The organism is Desulforudis sp. DRI-14 (assembly GCF_052618305.1).
The window spans coordinates 79,030-98,159 of record NZ_JBQXEZ010000003.1 but is presented as its reverse complement, the minus strand read 5'-3'; the positions used below and the strand labels follow the sequence as shown (position 1 = coordinate 98,159).

Below are 19,130 nucleotides of genomic sequence, written 5' to 3'. Positions count from 1 at the left end.
AGCTTAGGCCCACATTCCTTAAGTGTTGTCCTGCCTCTGGAAGACGACCATCCGCGGGTAGGGTATCTCGATGCCCGCCTGATCGAGGGCGTACTTGAACCTGCGGCGCAGCTCGCGCTCGACGTTCCACTGCTCGCCCGGCCGGGTCCTGGCTATCGTCCTGATGTTCACCGCGGAGTCGGCCAGGTCGACCACGCCCTGGACCACCGGCACCTCCAGGACCGCCTCGATCTCCCGGGAAGCACGCTCGCTCTCCTGGCGTAGCACGGTGATCGCCCGGTCGATGTCCTCCTCGTAGGCAATGCCTACCGTAACCACGGCAAGCATGTACCCCCGGTTATAATTGGTAACCTTGGTGATCTCCCCGTTGGGCACGATGTGCAACTGCCCGGTCCACTGCCTGATCTTGCAGGTGCGCAGCCCCGTTTCCTCGACTACGCCGACCACGCCGGCCGCCTCAACGTAATCGCCGACGGCCAGCTGGTTCTCGAAAACGATGAAGAACCCGCTGATGACGTCCCGCACGAGGTTCTGGGCACCGAAGCCGACGGCCAGGCCCAGGATGCCCGCGCTGGCCAGGATGGCGCTGGTGTTCACGTTCAAGACCTGCAGAACGGTCAGGCCGGCGACAAAGAAAGCGGCGTAAGTCAAAGCGTTCTTAACGAGGGGCTCCAGGGTACGCAGGCGACCGCTGTTCAGTGCGTCGTTGAACTCCTTTTTGGCGAACACCTGGCTGACGATCAGGTGGCCCAGGTTGAGCAGCAGCCTGGTACCCACAAGGATGCCGGCGATCTTCAGAATCTTGATGCCTACATCCTTAAGGTCGGCCGCCTCGATGACCCTTACGTCGAAGATGTGCAGTACGACGACCAGCGCCGCGAAGTACCCGCCGTACAGGACGAGGGTCTTGACAAGCGCCCGGGCGGACTTCAGGACGTCGCGCCGCAGGCCGGTGTCGCTGTCGTCGCGGAAGCAACGCGTAAGGACGCGGTCCAGGGCGTAAAGGGATAACTTAATCAGGACGTAAGCCACAGCCAGTACGGCCAGCCCTAGGAGAAGGTGATGCGCCAGTTCTTGCATGGCCTCCTGGCTCGCATACGGGGCGGCATACTGAACAACACCGTCCCAAAAATCGCGCAGCATGTCACAACGCCTCACTTTTTTTGCGCTTTGAGGAGTCCTTTCTACATGTACCGGCGTTAGTCCTGTTCCGGACCAAAGGGGGTAACCTGATACTGGTTGAATTTTGACGGCAAAAATGTAAAGGGAGTAACCGCTTTTGTCCAAAATTGAACGGTATAAAGAAACTCTTCGCGCTCTGCATCCTGCGGATTGGGAGACCTTCCTCAAACGCGAGTCGGAGTTGCCCGGGAAACGCGCCAACTTGGAACTGGCAGCGGCCGCAGCCGACCTTGGGGACCGGGGGCTGTTCGAACGTTTGGCGGCACGGTCGCCGGAGAATGCGCCGGAGAACTCCCCCGAGGCCTTCCTGGTCTTCTGCGGGGTCATCGGGTTGGGACAGGCTGTCGCCCGCGGCGATCATTCTTTGACCGGGCACCTGCGTTCTTTCGCCTCCGATCCCCGCTGGCGCGTCCGGGAAGGTGTGGCGATGGCGCTGCAGCGGGTCGGCCTGGCGGATATGCCTTTGCTCCTGGACGTCGCCGAAAACTGGCTGGACGGCAACCTCCTGGAGTTGCGCGCCGTGGCCGCCGGGCTCTGTGAACCGGCCCTGCTTAAAGATAGCAGTTATGTTTTGCGGGTCCTGCGGATACTGGACGGCATCACCCGAACCCTTGCCGAAACAACCGACAGAAAAACTGAAGCGTTTCGGGTGTTGAAGCAAGCCCTGGCTTACTGCTGGAGCGTGACCGTCGCCGCCTGGCCGGAGGGAGGCAAGCCCTTTTTTGAGCGGTGGGCACGGGCGGATGACCCGGACGTCCGGTGGATCATCAGGGAGAACCTCAAGAAGAAGCGCCTGGCGAATCTCGATCCCGGATGGGTGGAGGGGATCCTCCGGCAAGTGTCCCGCCCTTGACAGGGCGCCGCCGAAAACGGCATAATGAGCCAAACCGGTGCACCAACGCAGGTCATGCCGCATCCCGCTCTCTTTAAGGAACGTTTTTGAAGGGGTTGAGAATGATGCGTGTCGCCCTGGCCCAGGTGAATCCCGTCATCGGCAACTTCCCTTACAACGTAGCCAGGATCGAAGAGATGATCGCCGACGCCGCGGCCCAAGGCGCAGACCTGGTGATCTTCCCGGAAATGGCCTTGACCGGCTACCCCCCGCGCGATCTTCTGGACCGGCGGGAGTTCATAAAGGCCGTTGAAGAGCACACGCGGAGGCTGGTCGCCGCCAGCGGCGAGACCGGCGTGATTCTGGGGGTTCCTCTGCCCGACGGCGAAGGAGCGCTGTTCAACACGGCCCTGTTGTTCGCCGGGGGGCAAATCCTCGGGAAGGGGGTTAAAACCCTTCTCCCCAATTACGACGTGTTCGACGAGAACCGCTATTTCAAGCCGGCCCCGCAGCCGCAGGGCGTTACGGTGTTCAAAGGTGTCCGGCTGGGACTGACCGTCTGCGAAGACATTTGGAACGACAAGGACTACTGGGACCGCCGGCGCTACGATTGTGACCCAGTGGCTGAAGTAATGCGTTGCAGCCCTGACCTGCTCGTTAACATCTCCGCCTCGCCTTACCACATGGGGAAACAGGCCGTCCGCCTGGACATCGTGAGCAGTATCGCCGCCAAGTACGGCAAGCCCGTGGTTTACGTCAACCAGGCGGGCGGCAACGACGAGCTCATCTTCGACGGGTCAAGTTTCGCCGTAGACGCCCGCGGACAGCTTACGGCCCATGCCGGCAGTTTTGTGGAGGACCTCGTTCTCGTCGATACCGCCGATCCGGCGGGCGGTGCAGCAGCGCTGGAGCCCCCGGAGGAGAACATTTCCTGGATGTACCGCGCCCTGGTTCTCGGCATACGGGACTACATGCGCAAGACCGGCTTCAGCAGGGCCGTCATCGGTCTGAGCGGCGGCATCGATTCCGCGGTGACGGCGGCCCTGGCGGTGGCTGCCCTCGGCGCCTCGAACGTGGTGGGCATCGCCATGCCTTCCGCCTACTCCTCCGAGGGAAGCGTCGAAGACGCCCGCGAGCTGGCCTTCCGCTTGAACATCGAGTTCCGCCTGCATCCCATAGAAGACATTTTTAAGACTTACCTCGCCGAACTCAACCCAGGCGGCGACAGGCTGCTCGACCTGGCCGAAGAAAACGTCCAGGCCCGCATCCGCGGCAACATTTTGATGTTCGCCGCCAACCGGGAAAACGCCATCGTCCTGAGCACGGGCAACAAGTCGGAGCTGGCGGTGGGCTACTGCACGCTGTACGGCGACATGTCCGGGGGCCTGGCCGTCCTGGCCGACGTCCCCAAAGTCAAGGTTTACGAGCTCGCCCGTTACATCAACAGCCTGGCGGCGGTGATCCCCGACAACAGTATCACGAAGCCGCCCTCGGCGGAGCTGAAACCCGGGCAGCGGGACGAAGACACACTGCCCCCCTACCCCGTTCTCGACGCCATCATCCACGCCTACATCGAGGAAAATCTGGCCCCCGAGGAGATCGCCGCCCGGGGGTTGGACGAAAAGGTGGTCCGGGAGGTCATACGCAAGATCTGCGTGGCCGAATACAAAAGGCGCCAGGCCGCCCCGGGCCTCAAAGTCACGACCAAGGCTTTCGGATCCGGCAGGAGAATGCCCATCGCCCAGGGCTGGTGCCGCTAACAGAGGTCAACCCAGCACGGTTGAAGTGGCTGCCCCAAAACGACAAGGGGTGGTAAAGCATGTCTTCGGTGAGATTGAACGATCCCATCGGTTTTTCGTGCCGGCAGTGCGGCGAGTGCTGCCGGGAGGTGGGGCTCCTGCTGACGCCTCTCGACGTCTGGAACCTTTCCCGAAGACTCAAAACAAGCACCGGCGCTTTCCTCGCCGGATTCACCGTCCTGGCCCTCATCCCCCGGTACGGGAAGAGAATACGCCTTCTCCTGGAACAGGCGATGAAAGGCCCTTGCCCCTTCCTGGACGGCCGGCTGTGCAGCGTTTACGAGGCGCGGCCCACTTCCTGCAGGCTGTACCCCCTCGGACTGTACGTCGGCATCTGGAATGACGGCGAAGATCCCGTTCCCTTTTCCGGCCTGGTTTTCGGCAGCATCCGGAAGTGCCCCGGGATACGTCAAAGCAACTGTACCGGACGAGTCAGAGATTACCTGAAATCGCAAGACACCCTTGCCCACCTTGCCGTGGCAAGAGACTTCGGCGATTTTCTGAACCGTTTGTACCTTTTCTATGCCGTCCCGGACGATGATCAGGCCTCTTTATTGCTGGTCGATTGCCTGTTCAACCTGGACGACGCCCGGGCGGTTGCGAAACCCGCAGACCTTGGCGACACCGACTCCTTGATCGTTCCTCCGCCAACAGACGCCTCATTCTTGGAACGTTACATTTCCGCCAAAGCATCGGCCCTACAGCTTTTTGAAAAGCGGCCCGTGCTTAGAGACTGAGGGTAAAAAGGTTTCTTTCCAGTTGACGCTAGAGACACTTCCCCAACCGCTCGTCCCAGCATCTGAGCCCGAAACAGCAAACCCTGTCCCTACCCTGGGCCTTAGCCGAATAGAGCGCCTGATCGGCCTCGGCTATAAGCCCGTCGACCGACTGAGGGGCCGCCGGATTAAGAGCCGTGACCCCAAAGCTGGCCGTAACGTGCAGGCTTACGCCGGAATCCAGCTTTACGGGTGTAGACTTGATGCTTTGCCGGAACCGTTCGGCAATCGCCCCTGCTGTTACAATGTTAACTCCCTCAACAAGGATGAGAAATTCCTCGCCGCCGTACCGTCCGAGGAAATCATACACCCGTTTTACCGCGCGCAGTTTTTTAGCCACGTCCTGCAGCACCGTGTCACCGGCCAGGTGACTGTACTCGTCGTTAATGCGCTTAAAATGATCCAGGTCCATAAATATTACGCCTACGGGCCTGCCCTCGCGAATACCCCGTGCAACCAGAGCCTCCAGATGCTCCAGTAGGACCCTGCGGTTGGGTAGTCCTGTGAGGGCATCGGTCGACGCCAGAGCTGCTATTTTCTTGTTTGCTTCTCTGAGTTTCTCTTCTAGTTGAATGATCCGTATTCCGACCTGGACGCGGGCCTTCAGTTCTTGATGGTGGAATGGCTTGGTAATGTAGTCATCCGCCCCGGCACCCAGTCCCTCTACAATGTCATCTTTATTGCCTTTGGAAGTCAAAAGGATGACGTAAACGTACCCGGACTGCTGCGAATGTCTGATGGTCTTACACAGTTCCAGCCCGTCCATCACGGGCATTACCCAGTCAGCTATCACCAGCCTGATTTCTTCCCTTTGCAGGATGTCCCAGGCCTCAGCGCCATCCCGGGCTACAATCACCGAATGACCCCATTCTTCCAATGCCTTTTGGACCATACGCGCCGAAACAAGGCTGTCGTCAGCGACCAGTATCTTCATTATCATCATCCTGCCGCTCTCTGTTATTTGTTACCTGCTTCGCGGTTTTCTCAAGTATTCCTCTCTGAATTACCTTAAACCCTGAGCACCCGGCTTAGAAAATAAAAACCCCAGGCGGTCCGGCGGTCGTCAACAGCGGCGGGACGGATGCGGTTACGCTCCAGCAGGGGCTTCAGACGGAACCTTGATTTCTCCGATCTTGAAATGCTCCGGCATGGTTTTCTCCACAAAGGTCAGCGTCTCCCGGGCATTGGTCCGCCAGTTGGTGGGACAAGTCGACAGGACTTCTATAAAGCTGAATCCCCGGCCCGCCATCTGGTTCTGCAGCGCTCTAGTCATCATCTTGCGCAGTTGCGTGAGCTTGGCAATCGTGCCGCGGGCTACGTAAGCCCCCTCCGGGGTGACCGCGGCCACCATTTCGGGTCCCTGCATGGGAGGGCCCGTCACCGCAACATCCCTTCCATAAGGCGCCGTTTCCACGATCTGTCCGGGGAGCGTGGTAGGGGCCATCTGTCCCCCGGTCATGGCGTAAAGGGTGTTGTTGACCAGGATAACGGTGATCGGTTCGTTGCGCGCCGCGGCGTTGACCAGGTGCTGTGACCCGATGGCGTACCCCCCGCCGTCGCCCATGTAGGCGATGCAGATCAGGTTCGGGTTGGCCCTCTTAACACCCGTGATGACGGGCGTCGTCCGCCCGTGGTGCGTCTGTACCGAGTCGACGTTGAAAAAATCCCAGGCCAGGAGACTGCAGCCGATATCGCAGCCGAACACCGCGCGGTCCTGGATGCCCAGCTCGTCGATGGTCTGGCCCAGAGCGCGCAGGGCGATGCCGTGCCCGCAACCTGGGCAGAACTTGTGCGGTTTGGACTTCCGCCTCCAGCTTTTCGGCATTGGTGGTTGAAGAGCCAGTTTTCATACCCCCGTAAAAGAGGTCAGAGGCTGGAAGTCGGAAACCGGACCGACAGCCGGCATCCGGCCTTTTTACCTGAAGCCCTCTTTCGTAAAAGGTAGTATAACCCGGGGGATGAAGGTTTATCGCCGATCAGCCGTGATCTCTAAAGCCAGACAACCAGCAGCAACAGGACGAAAACGAGAGATATCTCGACGTGCGCGCCCAGCAAATCGCCCGTTACGCCACCGTAACGCGCCCGGCAGCAGCGGCCGAAAGCCCAGGCCAGAACCGCGCCGAGGCCCAGCGCCGCCAGGCCCGCCCATTTCGCGGTGAACACGGCGATGCCTGCGGCAACCAGCCACCCGGCAACGGCCGGCAGGATGCGCCCTTCGCCGACAAAGGCCCGGCCGGTTCCTCCCTCCGCCCGGGCGTAAGGCTGGGAGGCGGCCAACTGGGCCGTGGCCGCCCGCGAAACAGCAAAGGCCGCAACAACGGGTCCCCACCAGCCGGCCGTTTCCAGGAGACGCGCGTAGGCCGTCCATTTCAACAGCAGCGCGAGCACGATGGCCACGACGCCGAAACTGCCCTGCCGCGAATCCTTCATAATCGCCAGGGCCCGCTCCCGGTCGCGCCCCGCCCCCAGGGAATCGGCGGCGTCGCCCAGGCCGTCGGTATGGATCACGCCCGTCAGCAGCATCTCCGCCAACAGCATCACGGCCGCCGCCCCCGCCGCCCACCCCGGGACGGCGGCCAGCAGTCCCTGCCCTGCAAGGGCTACAAGACCGCCAAGGAGCGCCCCGGCTACGGGAAAGTAAGGCAGGGCGTCGGCTAAACGCGGGGCGTCGCGCCCCGGGACGGGCAGGATTGTTAGGGTCCGCAGGGCGCTGATCAACCCGCGCATTGTCAGGCTCCCGGCTCGATGCCGACGTCGGCGAAGGTGGCCATCTCGTTGTAGATCGCCACCGCGTCCGTGATGATTTGCATCCCGATCGCCGCTCCCGTCCCCTCGCCCAAGCGCATGTCGAGATCCAGCATAGGACGCAGGCCCTCACGGGCGAAATACAGCCTGTGTCCCGCCTCGGCCGAGACGTGCGAGAAGAACAGGTAGTCGCGGACCGCCGGGGCCATGCGCATCGCCGTCAAGGCTCCCGCTCCCGAAATGAAACCGTCGACCACCACCGGCAGGCCGCGGGCGGCCGCCCCCAGGCAGCATCCGGCGATGGCCGCAATCTCCAGGCCCCCTACCGCCGCGAGGGCGGAAAGGGGGTCGGTCAGGCGCTCCCGGTTGACCGCCAGCGCTCTTGTTACCGTCTCGATCTTCCGCTCAACGCCGGCCGCATCCAGCCCGGTACCCTTGCCGACGATTTCCCGCGGCACGCAGGGCAACAGGGCCGCGTACAGGGCCGCCGAAGAGGTCGTATTGCCGATGCCCATCTCGCCGAGCCCGATCAGGGTGCTGCCCTCGCTGTCCGCCTGCATGGCCATCTCCGTCCCCGCCATCAGAGCCTGTTCCGCCTCCTCCAGCGACATGGCGGGCCCGCGGGCGATGTTGCCGGCACCCCGGCGGACGTTGCGGCCGATCAGTCCCGGGACGTCGACCCTGTCCCGCATGCCTACGTCGACGACGCGCACCTCAGCCCCGGCGCGGCGCGCCAGCACGTTGATGGCCGCGCCCCCGGCAAGGAAGTTGTGGACCATCAGCGTAGTGACTTCGGGAGGATAGGCTGAAACACCCTCCTCCACCGCCCCGTGGTCGCCCACAAAGACGAAGATCCTGGGGGCACGGACGGCCGGCCTGGCTTCCCGGCTCAGGGCCGCCATCCGGGCCGCGATCTCTTCCAGCACGCCGAGACTCCTGCGTGGTTTCGTCAGGTTGTCCAGGTGGTCCTGCGCGGCACGCAGGCGGTCGGGATCAACCGGACGGATGGCGCCGATGATTTCGGAAAGGGATGTGGGTTGCATTTTCTCCTCTCTCCCATCTTCTATTCGTTTTTTAGATCCAAGGCCAGACCGGCGACGACCAGCACCACGCGACGGGCCACGGCAGCCACCTGCTGGTTCAGCCGGCCCGCCGCGTCCCGGAACGACCGGCCCAGCTCGTGTTCGGGCACGATGCCCATCCCGACCTCGTTGGCGACCAGCACCACCGGGCAGGAAGGCTCGCGCAGCACCGCCAGCAACTCGCCGGTCCGGCGTTCGACCGCCGCCTCCCCTTCGGCCAGGACGATATTGGTCAGCCACATGGTCAGGCAGTCAACCAGGACCGCGCCGGTCCCGGGCCGCCGCCCGGGATCGGACAGCACGGCGGCGATCTCCACCGGCTCCTCGACCAAACTCCACTCCGGTCCTCGCTCCCGCCGGTGGCGGGCGATGCGCTCCTCCATCTCGGCGTCGCCCGCCCGGGCAGTGGCCAGGAAAAGCAGTTTTTGGTAACGGTTCTCAACGTAACGCCTGCCCCAGTCGCTCTTCCCGCTCCGGGCGCCGCCGAGGACCAGCACCACTTCGGGTGATTGTCGCTCAACTTTCAAATGTTTTATTCCTCCTAGACGGCCTGGAATTCCCTCTTTTCAAAACCGGCTGAGGAAAACCAGAACGGCTGCGCCCGCGGCCGCAAACAGCCAGGCGGTCGCCCAGAGCAGGGTTACCGCCTGGCGTATGGCCGGCGGTCCGGGCGGCGGGTATTCCGCGCCGAGGTACGGTTTTTCCGAAGGTATCCCGTTGTAAGTCGACGGCCCGCCGAGACAGGCGTTGAGCGCCCCGGCGAACAGCGCCTCTCCGTGGCCGGCGTTGGGGCTGGGGTGAGCCAGGCGGTCCCGCCAGCCCACCCGCCAGGCGTCCCGTGCGAAAAGGCCGGACAGCAGGGCCGCCGGGGGCACGAAAAAGAGGGTCAGCCGCGCCGGGACGAAGGCGGCGAAGTCGTCCAGCCGGGCGGCTGCCCAGCCGAAATCGCGGTACGGCTCGTGCCGGTAACCGATCATCGAATCCAGCGTGCTGACCGCTTTGTAAACCCAGGCTCCCGCCGCTCCGAAGAGCAGCGCGTAAAAAACCGGGCAGAGGACCGCGTCGACCGTATTCTCGCCCACCGTCTCCACCGCCGCCCGGCGGACCTCCCGTTCATCGAGACCGGCGGTGTCACGCCCGACGATCATCGCCAACCTTTGGCGCGCGCCCGGCAGGTCGCCACGCTGCAGATGTCCGTCCACCGCCAACGCCTCACCGGCTAGCGAATGAGGGGCGACGGCCAGGTAGACGAGCAAGGCTTCCACGGCTAGGCCCCACCAAAAGCCCGCCGCGTACCCCAGTTTAACAAGCAGCCATGCCGCCGCACCGGTTACCGCGATCACACCCATCGCCAGCAGGGTCCCCGACCAGCGCACCGGCAGCGGTAGGCGCCGGATGGACTCGCCGGAGGCGATCAAGTACCCGATCAGCCGAACGGGGTGCGGGAGCTGGGGCGGATCGCCCAGCAGCCGGTCCAGGACCACGGCGGCCAGGATCACTCCGGCCCTATAGGCCAAGAATTCCATCCAGTCGCTCCACCCCGATTCTTTCCGCCAGCAGGTCGGCGATGCGGTCCAGGTCCCTCTGTCGGCGGGCGGCGAACCCCGGCTGCTCGGACGGCCGGGCCGGCAGCCCCGCGAGGCGGCGCACGGCGGCTATCCACTGCGTCCGGTACGTGTCGGAGTCAAAGCAGCCGTGCAGGTAAGTCCCCGCCACATAACCTTCTTCGGCGGCGCAGCCTTCGGGTGCCAGCCCCGTCCCCTGCCCGTCGAGCAGGAAGCACGGCCTGCCCCCGCAGACCTCGGAGAATCCCCTGTGAATCTCGTACCCCCGTACCGAAAGCCCGCCCGGGATGCCCCAAACCCCCTCGGCCGTGACGCCGCGCACCTGAACGGTGCGCTTCTCGGGCGCGAAGCGGGTGCGCACGGGCAGCAGGCCCAGCCCCGCCACCGTTTGCCCCCCTTCCCGGATGGTCCGGCCGAGCATCTGGAAACCGCCGCAAATACCCAAAAGAGGCTTTCCCCGGGCGGCGAAATCACGCAGGGCCCGGTCCAGCCCGCGGCGGCGGAGCCAAGCCAGGTCGGCCAGCGTCTCTTTGCTGCCCGGCAGGATAACCGCGTGTGCGCCGTCCAGCCCCTGCGGGCGGTCGACGTAACACAGCGCCACCCCGTTCTCGGTCTCGAGGGGCAGGAAATCGGTGTAGTTGGAGATCCGGGGCAGGCGGATCACCGCCACCGCCAGGTCGCCCGGGGCGGGCACCTTTCCCCGCCCGGAGAGGCCCACCGAATCCTCCTCGTCGAGGTGGAGGTCGTGCAGGTAAGGTAATACGCCCAGCACCGGCCGCCCCGTCCGCGCCCCGATTAAAGCCAGCCCGGGCCGCAGGAGTTCCTCGTCTCCCCGAAACTTGTTGACCACGAAACCGGCGACAAGTTCCCGTTCCCTCTCCGCCAGCAGTTCCATCGTCCCGAGCAGGGAGGCGAACACCCCGCCGCGCTCGATGTCCCCGACAAGCAGAACGGAAGCCCCGGCGTAAAGCGCCACCTCCATATTGGCGATGTCGTGCGGCCGGAGGTTGATTTCAGCCGGGCTTCCCGCCCCTTCGGCAAACACGAGGTCCGCACCCGCCCGGATCCGGTCGAGGGCGGCGGCGGCCAGCGGCCACAGCTTTTCCTTTAAGGCGTAATAATTGGCCGGCTTGTAGACGCCCAGGGGACGACCCAGCAGCACCACCTGGCTGCCCGCCTCCCCCGTCGGTTTCAGGAGAATGGGGTTCATGTCCACGTGGGGCGGAACGCCCGCGGCCTCGGCCTGCAAGGCCTGGGCGCGGCCGATTTCCCTGCCGTCCGGGGTGGCGTAAGAGTTGAGGGCCATGTTCTGGCTCTTGAAAGGCGCCACCCGGAAGCCTCTCCGGGCGTAGAGGCGGCAAAGACCGGCGACGATAAGGCTCTTGCCCGCCGAAGAGGACGTCCCCTGAACCATCAGCACGCGCGCCGTCATACGTTGTCACCCCGCAGAAAACCTGATAAGACTTCGAGCAGCCGGTCGTTCTCGTCGGCCCTGCGCAGCCCCATGCGGAAGTGACGTGCCGAAAGCCCGGCGAAGGTGGAGGCGTTCCGCACCGCCATGCCATGTCGCAGCAGGCAGGCGTTCAGGGCTTGGACTTCGTAACCGTCGGGCAGCGCGCAGAGCAAGAAGTTCGCATCCCCGGAGAAAACGCGGAGCCCCAGCCTCTCCAGTGCGGCCGTCACCCGTGCCCGCTCGGCCGTCACAAAGGCCCTGGTCTCTGCAGCGTAAGCCGTTTCGGCGAGCAGCCGGCCGACGAGGTGCTCGCCCAAGCCGTTTACGCTCCAGGGGTCTTTCGCCGCCAGGAGCCGCCGCACCAGGTCTCCTGTCCCGACGAGGTAACCGAGCCGCAGCCCGGGCACGGTGTAAAACTTGGTCAGCGAACACACCGCCGCCACCCCGGGTACGGGCGGCAGGACCGGCGAAGACCCCTTTGCGGGGTCTACAAAAGCCAGAAACGACTCGTCAAATACCCAGTAAACCCCGGGACGGGTCTTACGCAAGCGCTCCAGCGCCTCCCGCGGCGGAAGCTGACCGGTGGGATTGTTCGGATAACCGATAAAGACCACGTCGCCCGGCTCGGGCGCAAGCGCCTCCCACAACGGTTCGAAACGTCCGTCCACGACCCGCGAGGGCGCCGCCGCCACCGGAAGGCCGCAGGCCTCGGCGGCGCCGCGGTATTCCGAATAGCACGGTTCTATAACCCAGACCCGGCCCGGCCGCAGGGCGCGTACCAGGAGACCGATCAGCTCGGTTGCACCGTTTCCCACCAGCACCTCTCCCGGGTCAAGGCCGAGAAATGCCGCCAGGGAACGGCGCGCGGGAGCCGCATCAAGAGAAGGGTAACGGGTTATCAAGGGAAGGGCGTCCCGCAACAGTTCGGCAACACAGTCCGGAGGCCCGAGCGGGTTGAGGCTTACGCTGAAATCTATAGTGACGCCCGTCATGGCGCCGCCGTGATCCCACTTCACAGTCCCACCCCTAAAACACGCACTAAGCGTTAAGCATCAAGCATTAGGAGATATAGAAAAGCCCACAGCAAACAGCTCACTGCTTTTTCAGCAAGCGCTGCAGTACTTGGCGGGCTGAGGCGAAGTGCAGGTGCAGGTAAGAGCCGAAAACGGACCCGGCCTGCCAGCCCTCCTTGCGGGCTTGCGTCCCATAAGCCTGGCGGACAGTCAGGCAGGCCCGGCTGCCGGGCGCGGGGTCGGCTTCCGAGTAGTGAAAAACATGGCCCCGGACCTCCTCGCCGGCCCTTAGAATCAAGTTGTCATACAGGGCCCGGGCCACGACGTAACCCAGAGAAAGCCGCCGGCCGGCCATGCCGGCGCGCACCGGGAGCAGACCGGCCATCGGGTGGTAACGGCCCTCCAGGTCGGTCAACCCCTCCCCCAGGTAGATCAAGCCGCCGCACTCGCCGTAGATCCGTCCCCCCGCCGCCGCGTAGGACCTGACGGCGGTTAGCATCGCCCGGTTGGAGGCCAGCGCCCCGGCGTACAGTTCCGGGTAACCGCCGCCGAAGTAGAGCAGGGCGCAGCCGTGGGGCAGGCGGTCGTCGTGGAGAGGGCTGAAGAAAATCGGTTCGGCGCCGTGGTGACGCAGTATGTCCAGGTTGTCGGCGTAAAGAAAACTGAAGGCCTCGTCGCGGGCCACCCCCACCCGCACCGTCCCTGCCGAAGCGTCTCCTGCAAAAATCCAGGGGTTCACCCGGGGCAGGGCCGGCGCCGTTCCGGCCAGCCGCTGCAAAACGGCAAGGTCGACGTGCTGCTCGACGATGTCGGCCAGCCGCTCGTACACCGTTTCCCAGTCGCCCTCCGCTCCTGTAAAAAGCCCGAGGTGCCGTTCCGGGATCTTCAGCTTCTCTTCCCTTGGGATCACTCCGAGGACGGGCACCCGGCAATAGCGCGCAACGGCTTCGGTGACCAGGCCGGCGTGCCGTGCCGAGCCAGCGCGGTTGAGGATGACCCCGGCGACATGCACTTCGGGATCAAGGGCCTTAAAGCCCAGGACGACAGCCGCCGCGCTGGCTCCCTGCCGTGAGATGTCGACGACCAGGATGACGGGCGCCCGCAGCATCTTGGCCAGTTCGGCGCTGGAGGCCCGCGTGGTGCCGTCCCCCAGCCCGTCGTACAGGCCCATTACCCCTTCCAGAACCGCGATGTCTGTTCCCGCGACAGCCCGCTGGAACAGCTCGCGCGAAGCCTCGTCACCGATGAGCCAGGTGTCCAGGTTGCGCGACGCCCTGCCGGCGGCGCGCGTGTGGTGGCCCGGATCGATGTAGTCGGGCCCCGCCTTGAAGGGCTGCACCGCCAAGCCCCGCCGCCTTAACGCCCGAAGCAGGCCCAGGGTCAGGGTCGTCTTCCCCTGCCCGCTCGACGGTGAGGCCACGAGCAGGCGCGGCACGTTAATCATCGTGGGCTCCCCTGTCGAAGTAGCCGCGGGGCGTAATCATGAACCCGCGCCAGGTGAAGGTCCGCGTGTTGCCCACGATGAGCAGCGTCAGCATGTCGGCGTCGTCCGGGACCAGTTCGGCCAGCGTGACGACGCGCCTCTCCTGCCCCTCCCGGAAAGCGTTGCGGACGATGCCCGCCGGCGTCCCGGGCGGGCGCGTTTCCCGCAGGATGTCCAGGGCCGCCATAAAGGGCTCGACGCGCGTACGCGAGCGCACGTTGTACAGGGCAAGGACGAAGTCGGCCTCGGCGGCCGCCCGCACCCTCCTCTTGATGAGGTCGATGGGGGTGAGGAGGTCGGAAAGGGAGATCACCGCGTGGTCGTGGGCCAGCGGCGCCCCCAGGAGCGCCGCTGCGGCAAGGCCGGCCGTCACGCCCGGGACGACCTTGAGGGGCAGCGCCAGGTCGCGGCGGGCCAGTTCCTCGAGGACCAGACCGGCCAGCCCGTAAACCCCGGCGTCACCGCTTGAAACCAGGCACACCCGGTGGCCGGCAAGGGCTGCGGCGATGGCCTCCCGGACCCGCTCGACCTCCCGGCGCATTCCGCTCTTGATCAGTTCTTTCCCCGCCAGGTGTTCCTGGACGAGGTCGAGGTAAAGAGGGTAGCCGGCCACCACCTCGGCTTCCGCTATGGCGGCGCGGGCGGCAGGCGTCAGGTGCTCGGCGTCCCCCGGCCCGATCCCGGCGACCACAAGCGATCCTCGGCCAGGGCCACCGTCACCTGGTCCGCCACCAGGCGCGGCAGGATGATCCGACCGTTGCGGGCGGCCAGAAAGGCGCATGGTTCAGCAACTCCTCCCACGTCAAAATACTTGCGGGTGCAGCGCGACTCGCCGAACAACCTGTCAACGCCCCGGATGGCCTCCCGGCCGAACACTTGCAGTCCCGCGCCCAAGGCGGAGCAAACCTCAAGGATGCCCGGCTCGCCGGCCTTGAAATCGGCGGTAGCCACAACCCGAATATCATTCTTCTTCCGCCCCGCCAGGGTCAGCCCCCGTTCGATGGCCGCCATGATCGCCGGCGCACCGACGCTCCGGCGGCAGCCGAGCCCAACGACGAGCGTCCGGTGAGCCTCGCTGCCGGTGGTGACCACCGGTTCGGCCCCCACCGCGGCCGCCACCCGATAAGCCAGCCCGTTGGCGCCGCCTTCATGCCCGGCGAGCAGGCTGATCGCGTAGCGGGCAGCGGTATCCAGGACTACCACCGGGGGGTCGCGCCGCTTGTCTTCCGGCAGGCCCGACAAAAGGCGTACGGCGATGCCTGCGGCCATGACCAGCACCAGCCCGCGGCCTTCCCCGAACAATTGTCTGACCACGTCACCCGCCGAACCCTCGTATCCCACGACGGCTCCGGGACGCGGCGGTGCCGATTGAACAGCTGACAATCGAACCGGAACGTACAGGAAGGCCCCGATGGCTTCGGCCACCGCCGCGCCGGGGGCGAAGCCCGCCTCGTTGACGACCACTACCGCCAGCGGCCGGTTATCCTTCACCCCGCAAACGCTCCTTCGAATAAAGATAGCTGGCCCCGCCGTCCTGCTCCAGGAAGGACCCGACCAGGATCAGGGCGTGCCGCTCAACCCCCGACTCCCGGACGGTTGCGGCCAGATCCGCGAGGCGGCAGCGGATAATCCGCTGGTCGGGCCAGGTCGCCCGGTAAACCACGGTCGCCGGGCATTCGGCGCCGTAGGCGGGGAGTAAATCGTCCTGTACTCCCGCCGCGTCGGCGGCGCTCAAGTACAGCGCCAGGCTGGCCCGGGCCGCGGCCAGCCGCGCCAGGCTTTCGCTTTCGGGCACCGGCGTGCGCCCCGCCCGGCGCGTCAGGATCAGGGTCTGCGAGCCCCCGGGAAGGGTGTATTCCTTACCCAGCAAGGCTGCCGCCGCGAAGCAGGCGCTGACCCCCGGCACCACCTCGTAAGGAATGCCCAGGCGCTCCAGGGCGCGCACCTGTTCGGCGAGGGCCCCGTAAAGCGAGGGATCTCCGGTGTGCAGCCGGGCGACATCGCGTCCCGCAGCCGCGGCTTCGGTGATCACGGCCAGTTGCGCCTCCAAGTCCAGCCGGCTGGCGTCGTGCTTCTCCGCGTCGGCCCGCGCCCAGCGCAGGATTTCCGGGTTGACCAGGCTGCCCGCGTAAATGACCACCGGGCAGCGCTCCAGAAGGCGCTTCCCCCGCACCGTGATCAGTTCGGGGTCCCCCGGCCCGGCGCCGATGAAATAAACGGTCAAGACGCACGCCCCCCTTTTTTGCGCACCAGGATCACCGACAGGTAGCCGTGTTCGCCCTCCGGCAGGGACTGCAGGTCCGACGTAAGGTACTCCTCCGGCTGGGAAACGTGGCTGGCAAAGACGGCGTGCCCGTCCAGGCCCATTTCGCGCAGCAGGTTGATCACGGCGGGCAGCTGCTTGGCGACCTTCATCAGCACCACCGTCTCGAACTCTTCCAGGACTTGCCGCACGGGCGCCAGGTCGCCGCGAGGCACCGGCACCACCGCGATTCGCTCGTCCTTCTCGCCCAGAGGGAAGTTGGCGGCGGACGCCGCCGCGGCATAACTGGTGATGCCCGGGACCGAGCGGATCAGTCCCGGCGCAAGCCTCTGGCGCAGCTCCCGCAGGACGTAGCAGTAGGTGCTGTAGGTAAGGCAGTCCCCCAGCGTCAGGAAGACCACCTTCTCCCCCCGCCGGACCCTCTCGGCGATTTCCTCGGCGGCCGCCGCCCAGTAAGGTGCCAGTTCCCGCTCGTCCCGGCGCATGGGAAACTCGCATTCCAGTACGGGTTTTTCGCCTATGAACGGGCGGGCGATTTCCAGGGCCAGGCTCTCCCCGGCCAGGCTGGACTTCGGCACGACCACGCAGTCCGCTTCCTCGATAAGGCGTTTCGCTTTCAGCGACATCAGCTCCGGGTCCCCGGGGCCAAGCCCGACGCCCCAGAATGATCCCTGCATTTCACCTTTCACTCTTCCGCCTCCGTCAAAATCAATACACTTCGACCGGTGCCTTCAAAACGCCCGGCCAGTTCAGTGACCGTCCCGGCCATCCGCCCTTCCGTAGGTCGCCCCAGGTCCCAGAAAACGTAAGCCCGGCGGTGCCCCGCCGTATTCCGAAGTACACCAAAGATTTTCCCGGGTGTCCAGGCCGGCGAACAAAGTACGGCGGCGGTAGACACAGCAGCCAGAGCGCCTAGGACAAACTCAGCCTCTTCCTCGGAGACGCCGTGCAGGCTGAAAACCCGGGCGTTTTCCCAAGGAAGGCCCAGACGTGCAAAGGCAAGTTGCACCGAACTCACCCCGGGAACAACCTGTACCCTTTCCCGGCCGAGAAGGCGCGCCACCGGGCCGGCCAGGCTGTGCAGCCCGGGATCGCCCGTCACCAGGAGCGCCACGCGGCATTCGTCCATGCGGGAACGGATCAGGGCCGCCACCTGCCGGGCGTCGGAGCCTGTCACCACCCGCTCGCCTCGGGCCTCCGGGAAGAGGTCGAGCAGAAACCGGGGGCCGCAGAGCAAGTCAGCCTCGGCTACCGCCGTAAGGGCCTGCTGCGTCAAATACTCCGCTCCGCCCGGCCCGCAGCCCACGATGGTCAGTTTCCCCCGTTCCGGTTTCATGGCGCCTCCCCCACGATGTTCCCCTGCAGGTCGCAGAGGTGCACCGCCACGTAAGGTCCTGGGCCCAGCCTTTCTTGCACGAGAACCTTGATCCTGGACGCCAGCATCCCGAGCAAACGGCCGTACCCTTCATTAATCAGCGCCTGCTGGATCGCTTCCACCGTCGACAGTTCCCCCAAACGCCGGATGAGGTCTTCCGGCAGGCCGGCAGCGGCACAGAAGTCGATGACGGCGCCGTTGGCCGGCCCGGCAAATCTGGAGTGCGTCTGCCAGTCCCCGTTCAGGATCTTGGCCAGCTTACCCGGGTGCCCGACGAGGACGATCCGGGCAAAACCCCGCCGGTATGCCTCGTCGAGCATGAAACCCAGGAAATCGCTGACCTCAACGATCTGCTCCTCCGCGGGCGGCGGCTGCAGGCGCCGCGCCGCCCGGCGGCCGATGTTGCCCGGGACCAGGCAGACCTCCCTGCAGCCGGAGGCGCGCAGGACGTCCAGGAGCGGCGGGAGCGAGCGCCGCAGGGCGTCGAGGCTGCGCGGCTCGACATAGCCGCTGGTGCCGAGAATCGAGATGCCCCCGGCAATGCCCAGCCGCGGATTAAAGGTGCGCCGTGCGACATTATCCCCTCCCGGAACGGAAACGGTAACCTTCCAGCCCCCGCCGGTGGGAACAAGGCCGGCCAGCGCGCCGGCGATCATCGCCCGCGGCACGGGATTGATCGCGGCCTCGCCTACCGGGACGGGAAGGCCCGGTTTGGTGACGCGCCCCACGCCCTCCCCCCCGTCGATGACGACGCCCGAGGCTGCGGCAAATTCGACGCGGACGTGGATGGCCATCCCGTCGGTTACGTCGGGGTCGTCACCCGCATCCTTAATCACGCAACACTGGGCGGCGGACGTGTCGCGGAAGACCGCATGCACCGGGAGGGTTACCTGTTCACCGCCGGGCAAAAGGATCGCGACCCTTTCGGGAAAGCGCCCCTCAAGCAGCCAGAGGGCGGCGCCCCGCGCCGCCGCCGCCGCGCACGTTCCGGTCGTGTAACCCCGCCGCAGGCCGCTGTTGCGGGAAGCTCGTTTTTGTCCCCTCCCCCGGCCGCCACCGCCGTTCATTCCCCCCGCCCGCCGGCGCAAAAATCGGGGAGCACTTCCACGAACTCGCCCTGCCCGGGCGGTACCGGGTACCGGGCACGGTCGGGCACCTTGATCTCGCGCACGTCGGGTAGGTCCAGTGACTCCTGCACGCGGCGCGCCAGGATGTCCGCGAAGACCGGGTCGCAACCCAGATGCCGCCCGTAGACGATCCTTACGCCGGGGTAGTCCGCCGCCAGCTTCTGCAGTTCGCCGGGGATGTCGACGAGGATGTGCAGCCCGGCGTGCAGGAAGTAGGGGATAATGATGAGCTCCACGGCGCCGTCGGCGACACAGGCCGCCAGGGTCTCGGGCAGGTGTGGTCCCAGGCGGGAGAGAAAACAAACCCGCACCAGCGGGATTCCGGTGATCTCCCGCAGCATCCCCGCCAGGATCTCCATTTCTCGGGCTGCTTCGGGCACGCGGCTCCCGTGTCCTAATAGAATTATTGCGCGCATCAACAGCACCTCGTTTTCA

General features: G+C 65.4%; 20 protein-coding genes. 3 read left to right on the top strand and 17 right to left on the bottom strand.

Translation table 11 applies throughout. The annotated features are described in order from the left end of the window. Positions 1 to 18: 18 nt before the first annotated feature. A complete protein-coding gene (locus tag ACUM6F_RS03555; protein ID WP_425620062.1) occupies positions 19 to 1,143 on the bottom strand; it encodes a mechanosensitive ion channel family protein in 1,125 nt (374 codons plus the stop codon). Positions 1,144 to 1,279: 136 nt separating this feature from the next. Between ACUM6F_RS03555 and ACUM6F_RS03550 the strand changes: the two genes are divergently transcribed. The 3 genes from ACUM6F_RS03550 (at position 1,280) to ACUM6F_RS03540 (ending at position 4,550) form a co-directional block, all read left to right on the top strand. Then, positions 1,280 to 2,035, top strand: a complete 756-nt coding sequence (locus ACUM6F_RS03550) for a hypothetical protein (RefSeq protein WP_445348392.1) — start codon at positions 1,280 to 1,282, stop codon at positions 2,033 to 2,035. Between the two features lie 104 nt (positions 2,036 to 2,139). After that, on the top strand, positions 2,140 to 3,774 hold the full coding sequence (locus ACUM6F_RS03545; RefSeq protein WP_445348391.1) for an NAD+ synthase: 1,635 nt from the start codon (positions 2,140 to 2,142) through the stop codon (positions 3,772 to 3,774). Positions 3,775 to 3,833: 59 nt separating this feature from the next. After that, positions 3,834 to 4,550, top strand: coding sequence for a YkgJ family cysteine cluster protein (locus ACUM6F_RS03540; protein WP_445348390.1), 717 nt, complete (start codon positions 3,834 to 3,836; stop codon positions 4,548 to 4,550). Between the two features lie 28 nt (positions 4,551 to 4,578). On the opposite strand, the gene ACUM6F_RS03535 is transcribed toward ACUM6F_RS03540, so the two are convergent. From ACUM6F_RS03535 to ACUM6F_RS03460, 16 genes are all read right to left on the bottom strand, one after another. Further along, a complete protein-coding gene (locus tag ACUM6F_RS03535; protein WP_445348389.1) occupies positions 4,579 to 5,523 on the bottom strand; it encodes a diguanylate cyclase in 945 nt (314 codons plus the stop codon). A gap of 153 nt (positions 5,524 to 5,676) precedes the next feature. Beyond that, positions 5,677 to 6,414 carry a thiamine pyrophosphate-dependent enzyme gene (locus ACUM6F_RS03530; RefSeq protein WP_445348388.1) on the bottom strand — a complete coding sequence of 246 codons (738 nt, stop codon included), beginning with the start codon at positions 6,412 to 6,414 and terminating at the stop codon, positions 5,677 to 5,679. 164 nt (positions 6,415 to 6,578) lie between these two features. Then, a complete protein-coding gene (gene cobS, locus ACUM6F_RS03525) occupies positions 6,579 to 7,316 on the bottom strand; it encodes an adenosylcobinamide-GDP ribazoletransferase (RefSeq protein ID WP_425620067.1) in 738 nt (245 codons plus the stop codon). 2 nt (positions 7,317 to 7,318) lie between these two features. Continuing rightward, a complete protein-coding gene (gene cobT, locus ACUM6F_RS03520; RefSeq protein WP_445348387.1) occupies positions 7,319 to 8,377 on the bottom strand; it encodes a nicotinate-nucleotide--dimethylbenzimidazole phosphoribosyltransferase in 1,059 nt (352 codons plus the stop codon). Between the two features lie 20 nt (positions 8,378 to 8,397). Beyond that, positions 8,398 to 8,943 (bottom strand): bifunctional adenosylcobinamide kinase/adenosylcobinamide-phosphate guanylyltransferase, encoded by a 546-nt coding sequence (gene cobU / locus ACUM6F_RS03515; protein ID WP_425620069.1) that lies wholly within the window; start codon positions 8,941 to 8,943, stop codon positions 8,398 to 8,400. A 39-nt stretch (positions 8,944 to 8,982) separates the two neighbouring features. Further along, entirely contained in the window at positions 8,983 to 9,942 is a 960-nt protein-coding gene (gene cbiB / locus ACUM6F_RS03510) for an adenosylcobinamide-phosphate synthase CbiB (RefSeq protein ID WP_445348386.1), read from the bottom strand. Next, on the bottom strand, positions 9,923 to 11,413 hold the full coding sequence (locus ACUM6F_RS03505) for a cobyric acid synthase (RefSeq protein WP_445348385.1): 1,491 nt from the start codon (positions 11,411 to 11,413) through the stop codon (positions 9,923 to 9,925). Before ACUM6F_RS03505 ends, cbiB begins: the two co-directional genes overlap by 20 nt. Next, positions 11,410 to 12,450, bottom strand: coding sequence for a pyridoxal phosphate-dependent aminotransferase (locus tag ACUM6F_RS03500; protein ID WP_445348384.1), 1,041 nt, complete (start codon positions 12,448 to 12,450; stop codon positions 11,410 to 11,412). Before ACUM6F_RS03500 ends, ACUM6F_RS03505 begins: the two co-directional genes overlap by 4 nt. A gap of 76 nt (positions 12,451 to 12,526) precedes the next feature. After that, positions 12,527 to 13,891, bottom strand: coding sequence for a cobyrinic acid a,c-diamide synthase CobB (locus tag ACUM6F_RS03495; RefSeq protein WP_445348383.1), 1,365 nt, complete (start codon positions 13,889 to 13,891; stop codon positions 12,527 to 12,529). Continuing rightward, entirely contained in the window at positions 13,884 to 14,621 is a 738-nt protein-coding gene (gene cobJ, locus ACUM6F_RS03490) for a precorrin-3B C(17)-methyltransferase (RefSeq protein ID WP_445348382.1), read from the bottom strand. Before cobJ ends, ACUM6F_RS03495 begins: the two co-directional genes overlap by 8 nt. Further along, positions 14,582 to 15,421: a cobalamin biosynthesis protein gene (locus ACUM6F_RS03485; protein ID WP_445348381.1), complete on the bottom strand. Its 840-nt coding sequence runs from the start codon at positions 15,419 to 15,421 to the stop codon at positions 14,582 to 14,584. Before ACUM6F_RS03485 ends, cobJ begins: the two co-directional genes overlap by 40 nt. Then, on the bottom strand, positions 15,411 to 16,154 hold the full coding sequence (gene cobM / locus ACUM6F_RS03480) for a precorrin-4 C(11)-methyltransferase (RefSeq protein WP_445348380.1): 744 nt from the start codon (positions 16,152 to 16,154) through the stop codon (positions 15,411 to 15,413). The genes ACUM6F_RS03485 and cobM overlap by 11 nt, the downstream gene beginning before the upstream one ends. Continuing rightward, on the bottom strand, positions 16,151 to 16,882 hold the full coding sequence (gene cobI / locus ACUM6F_RS03475; protein WP_445348379.1) for a precorrin-2 C(20)-methyltransferase: 732 nt from the start codon (positions 16,880 to 16,882) through the stop codon (positions 16,151 to 16,153). The genes cobM and cobI overlap by 4 nt, the downstream gene beginning before the upstream one ends. Next, a complete protein-coding gene (gene cbiE / locus ACUM6F_RS03470; RefSeq protein ID WP_445348378.1) occupies positions 16,879 to 17,529 on the bottom strand; it encodes a precorrin-6y C5,15-methyltransferase (decarboxylating) subunit CbiE in 651 nt (216 codons plus the stop codon). The genes cobI and cbiE overlap by 4 nt, the downstream gene beginning before the upstream one ends. Beyond that, positions 17,526 to 18,635: a cobalt-precorrin-5B (C(1))-methyltransferase CbiD gene (gene cbiD / locus ACUM6F_RS03465; RefSeq protein WP_445348377.1), complete on the bottom strand. Its 1,110-nt coding sequence runs from the start codon at positions 18,633 to 18,635 to the stop codon at positions 17,526 to 17,528. The genes cbiE and cbiD overlap by 4 nt, the downstream gene beginning before the upstream one ends. Further along, a complete protein-coding gene (locus ACUM6F_RS03460; protein WP_445348376.1) occupies positions 18,632 to 19,111 on the bottom strand; it encodes a sirohydrochlorin chelatase in 480 nt (159 codons plus the stop codon). The genes cbiD and ACUM6F_RS03460 overlap by 4 nt, the downstream gene beginning before the upstream one ends. Between the last annotated feature and the right edge of the window lie 19 nt (positions 19,112 to 19,130).